Here is a 5,089-nt window from a genome sequence, read left to right on the forward strand (position 1 = left end):
GATATTCGGATTTTTAATCTCGAATATTCGGTCCTTTTTTATTAGGCTGAAACTTCTTTATCCGTTACAGCCCCTTTAATTGTTTTCTACAACGATTTTTCCTGATTGAATGACTCGATTGATTTTTCGAACATTCGAAATATTATCCAAAGGATTTTCATTTAAACAAACTAAATCCGCTTGTTTACCCACTTCAATCGAACCATAATCTTTTTCTACACCTACACATCTTGCAGAATTGATTGTCGCAATCTTTAAAATGTCCATGTTAGAAATGTTTAATCTTGCCAAAAGCTCCATTTCATAAGCTGTATTGTTGTGGTAGTTAAATGGTGTACCGGCATCTGTACCTAGTGCAATCTGAATGCCTTTTTCGTAAGCTTTTTTTACACTTTTAACATGGGCGTCTTTTACTTTTAAAGTTTTATCTACCATATATTTGGCAACTCCATTTTCAACACCCTTATCAATAATGCATTGAGGAGCACAAAGGGTAGGGACTAAAAATGTATTTTGTTCTTTCATTAGTTCTAAACATTCTTCATCTAAAAAACAACCATGTTCAATCGAATCAATACCTGCATATAAGGCATTCTTAATGCCTTGTAAACCTTGGGCATGTGTGGCCGTTTTTCTTCCAGCTTTATGCGCTTCTTCAATCATGACCTTCATTTCATCCACACTAAATTGGGCATTACCAGGCTCAACACCCTTAGTCATAACACCGCCTGTAGCCATCATTTTAATCAGGTCTACACCACTTCTTAGTTGTGTACGCACGGCTTTTAAACAAGCATCTTTACCATCCGCTTCAATACCTTCTTGCCAACCATGACCACCTGTCATACAAATAACTTTACCAGCACAATACATATGTGGGCCTTGAAAATCATTATTTTGAATGGCTTCTTTGATTTGTAGATCATAATTATTTTCTGTACCTACAACACGAATAAATGTAACACCAGATTCAAGATATTCTTTACAATGTTTTTGAGCATAGAATATCTTTTCAATTAAGGAAAATTTTTTATCGAAAGAAAATCCAACCGGATACATAATGTGGACGTGACAATTAAAGAAGCCTGGCGTAACTACATTTTCATGAATGACATCTTCATTGATTTCGTGATAATCTTCAATTTTAATGATTTTATCATCTTCAACTGTAATTAATTGATCCTTTTTTGGTGCATCACTTATACCATCGATTAAAGTTTGGGCATGAATATAGAGTCTTGTCATTTTACGATTACTCCATCTTTAATGACTTTATTGATCTTACGAACATTTGAAATATCATCTAATGGATTTTCTTCAAGGCAAACTAAATCAGCGTGTTTACCAACTTCTAAAGTTCCATAATCATCTAAAACACCTAAACAATCAGCTGAATTGTGTGTCGCAATCTTTAAGATATCCATGCGATCGACACCATATTTTTCCATTAATTCCATTTCATAAGCGGTATTGTTGTGGTAATTAAATGGAGTACCTCCATCTGTACCTAAGGCAATCTTTAAACCTTGGGCATAAGCCTTTTTAAAACTTTCAACATGCGCATCCTTTACATAAATTGCTTTTTTAACCATATAATCCGCAATACCTGCTTCAATACCGTTTTCAACAATACATTGAGGAGCGGCTAGGGTAGGAACTAAATACACATCGTGTTCTTTCATATAGTCCAAACATTCCTGGTCTAAAAAGATTCCGTGTTCAATCGAATCAATACCAGCATATAAGGCATTCTTGATTCCTTGTGTACCTTGGGCATGGGTAGCTGTTTTTCTTCCAGCCTTATGCGCTTCTTCAATCATGACAGCCATCTCTTCTTGAGTCAATTGGGCACTTCCAGGTTCTACACCTTTAGTCATTACACCACCTGTAGCCATGATCTTAACAATATCCACGCCTTTTTTAAGTAAGGTTCTTGCAGCTTTTCGACATTCATCGACACCATCTGCTTCAATACCATCTTGCCATCCATGACCACCTGTCATACAAATGCATCTTCCAGCACACAACATGTGTGGCCCTTTAACAAGACCTTGATCAACACAGTCACGAATATCCATATCATAATCATTTTCGGTTCCAAGTACGCGAATAAAAGTAACTCCACTGTTGATATAATCTTCTAAATGTTTTTGGGTATAGAATGTTTTTTCAATCAAGCTAAACTTTCGATTTGAACCAAATCCAACCGGTTCCATAATATGGACGTGACAGTTAAAGAATCCTGGTGTCACTACATTTGCATGAATGACATCTTCTTCTACTTCATGATAATTTTCAATCGAAACGATTTTATCATCTTCTATTTTGATCAATTGATCCTTTTTGGGTGTATCACTTACACCATCAATCATTAATTTTGCGTGTACAAATAATTTAGTCATAAACAAACTCCTTTTTATGTGATTATGAACCATGTACAACATTTATGCAAGTGTTTACAGAAAATAAATGTAAAAAAAGAGAGAATCATTTGATTCCCTAAAGCATTGATCTAAATAGAATGTCATTATAGTCTGGTAAAGGCCAGTCTTCTTTAGAAACATTGGTTTCGATCACATCTGTTAATTGACGAATGGTTTCCATCAATGGAAGTAATTCATCAGCCGCAAAACGAGCCGCTTGTTTTTCAGTTGTTGTTTCTTTGTGAATCAATGTTTCTAATGTATCTAAGTGGTTGGATACAAGTTCTAAAGGTGTGTTGATATTTTTTAAGATCTTCACTTCTAAAGGTGCATCGATTCCACTTGATTTTTTAGTTTGAATGATTTGAGCTAGTTTAGCCTCATAGCTAAAGATAGCTGGTAAGATTTGTTTGCGCAACATATAAGCCATAGTCTTCGCTTCGATTTGGACGACTTGATAGTAATTTGTTAGAAGGATACTTTCACGTGCGTGCAATTCACTAGCTGAATAGACATTGTGCTTTTCAAATAATTGTAGATTTTTTGGATCTGTATAGTGAGGTAGTGCATCCGCTGTTGTCTTAAGTTCTAATAAACCACGTTTTTCTGCTTCTTTTTTCCATTCATCTGAATATCCATTTCCAGAGAAGATAATACGTTTATGATTCTTTAATGTTTTTTGAATCAACGCAATCAAAGCTTTTGTCATATCTTCTTTTTTCACACATTCCAATTCGTCCGCAAACTGCGTTAATTCTTCAGCTACGATTGTATTTAAAATTGTGTTTGGACAAGAAATGTTTAAATTTGATCCAAGCATTCTGAATTCGAATTTATTACCTGTAAACGCAAATGGAGAAGTACGGTTACGGTCTGTAGAATCTTTTGCGATTGGAGGTAGGGTAGAAACGCCAAGTTCCAATCTACGATCGATTGTATCTACATATTCGTTTCCAGCTTCAATGGCTTCTAAGATAGCTGTTAATTCTTCGCCTAAATAGATAGAGATAATAGCTGGTGGAGCTTCATCGGCACCTAAACGATGATCGTTTCCAGCACTCGCTACAGAGATTCTTAATAAGTCTTGATAATCGTCTACACCTTTAATGATGGCTGCAAGTACGGTCAAGAAACGAATGTTGTCTTTAGGAGAATCACCAGGCTCTAAAATATTTTCGCCCTCTTCAGTACAGAAAGACCAGTTGTTGTGTTTACCACTACCATTTACACCATCAAATGGTTTTTCATGTAATAAACATACCAATCCATGATGTGAAGCTACCTTTTGTAAAACTTCCATTGTTAGTTGGTTTTGATCATTCGCAATATTTGTTGATGTAAATACAGGTGCCAATTCAAACTGACATGGAGCCACTTCTTTATGTTCTGTTTTGGCATAAACACCTAATTTCCAAAGTTCTTCATCGACTTCTTCCATATAGGCTTTTACACGTTCTGATAAACTTCCAAAATAGTGATCATCTAATTCTTGACCTTTGACTGGAGCAGCACCAAATAGTGTTCTTCCTGTAACCAATAGGTCTAGACGTTCTTTAAACATTTTTTCATCAATTAAGAAATATTCTTGTTCAGGTCCTACAGTCGTTTTGATTTTATGGATGTTGTAACCCATAATGTTCAATAAACGAACGGCAGCCTTATTTAATGCATCATTACTTCTTAATAATGGAGTTTTCTTATCCAAAGCACTACCATCGTAAGAACAGAATAAAGTTGGTATATATAATGTCTTTTCTTTGACGAAAGCTAAAGAAGTTGGATCCCAAGCTGTATAGCCTCTAGCTTCAAATGTGGCACGCAATCCACCACTTGGAAAACTTGAAGCATCGGGTTCACCTTTGATCAATTCTTTTCCTCTAAAGTCTGAAATAACAGATGTTGGCCCTGTTGGATTGATAAACGCATCATGCTTTTCAGCTGTGATACCTGTCATTGGCTGGAACCAGTGAGTATAGTGAGTAGCCCCTTTATCCATCGCCCAGTCTTTCATGGCATTCGCTACGACATCTGCGATTTCTTTAGGAAGTTCTTTTCCTTTTTCCATTACATCCATCATTTGTTTGTAGACGGCATGAGGCAAATATCTTTGCATAGCAGATGTACTAAATACGTCACATCCAAAATATTCATCGACAATTTTCATTTTTTGTGTATCCTCCTGTCGCGTATATAATATCATTATTTTCACAAATTATTTGAGAAATTTTTCTTTTTTTCAAAAAAACTCCATTTTTTTACGTATAAGAGTATGTAGACAATTTGACGTTTTGTATTTATTGCACCTAGTTGATTAAATATTCAAATCCTTCTTTGTCGTAAAAAAACTAAGTTGAAATTGTTTCTTGTCCTATGACACAAAAGTGATGATAGTTCTTTTAAACATCGATACTAACTGAATTTAAAGTCTTATCTAACGAATTGTTGTTTATTAAGCAATCAAACTACAAGGGAATATACAAATCGACATTATTGATATTTATGAATCTAGGTGAACAGTTAAATGCCTACTAGAAAGAGGTGCTCATGAGGAGTGCAAATTTATTAAATGATTTCGCCTTTAAGTATGTTTTTGGCGAAGATTGTAAAGAGGCCAATGATGCCTTAAAATCATTACTCACGGTATTTTTAGAAAGAAAGGTGAATAG

At 35.0% G+C, this 5,089-nt stretch carries 3 protein-coding genes; all 3 read right to left on the reverse strand.

Going from position 1 to position 5,089, the window contains the following annotated elements; translation table 11 throughout:
• Window positions 1-75 precede the first annotated feature (75 nt).
• The gene (locus tag Q0E86_RS10980; protein ID WP_295757153.1) at window positions 76-1,245 is read right to left on the reverse strand and encodes an amidohydrolase family protein; all 1,170 of its coding nucleotides are present in this window, start codon (window positions 1,243-1,245) and stop codon (window positions 76-78) included.
• Entirely contained in the window at window positions 1,242-2,402 is a 1,161-nt protein-coding gene (locus Q0E86_RS10985; RefSeq protein WP_295757155.1) for an amidohydrolase family protein, read from the reverse strand. The genes Q0E86_RS10980 and Q0E86_RS10985 overlap by 4 nt, the downstream gene beginning before the upstream one ends.
• Window positions 2,403-2,499: 97 nt before the next feature.
• Complete coding sequence (locus tag Q0E86_RS10990) at window positions 2,500-4,587, reverse strand: glutamine synthetase III (protein ID WP_295757157.1); 2,088 nt, start codon at window positions 4,585-4,587, stop codon at window positions 2,500-2,502.
• Window positions 4,588-5,089: the final 502 nt, after the last annotated feature.

The organism is uncultured Holdemanella sp. (genome assembly GCF_934754935.1).
Taxonomy (GTDB): Bacteria; Bacillota_I; Bacilli_A; order Erysipelotrichales; family Erysipelotrichaceae; genus Holdemanella.

Coding starts and splice junctions, on each gene's coding strand:
- Q0E86_RS10980 (WP_295757153.1), bottom strand. CDS start 1,245: ATGACAAGACTCTATATTCATGCCCAAACTTTAATCGATGGTATAAGT.
- Q0E86_RS10985 (WP_295757155.1), bottom strand. CDS start 2,402: ATGACTAAATTATTTGTACACGCAAAATTAATGATTGATGGTGTAAGT.
- Q0E86_RS10990 (WP_295757157.1), bottom strand. CDS start 4,587: ATGAAAATTGTCGATGAATATTTTGGATGTGACGTATTTAGTACATCT.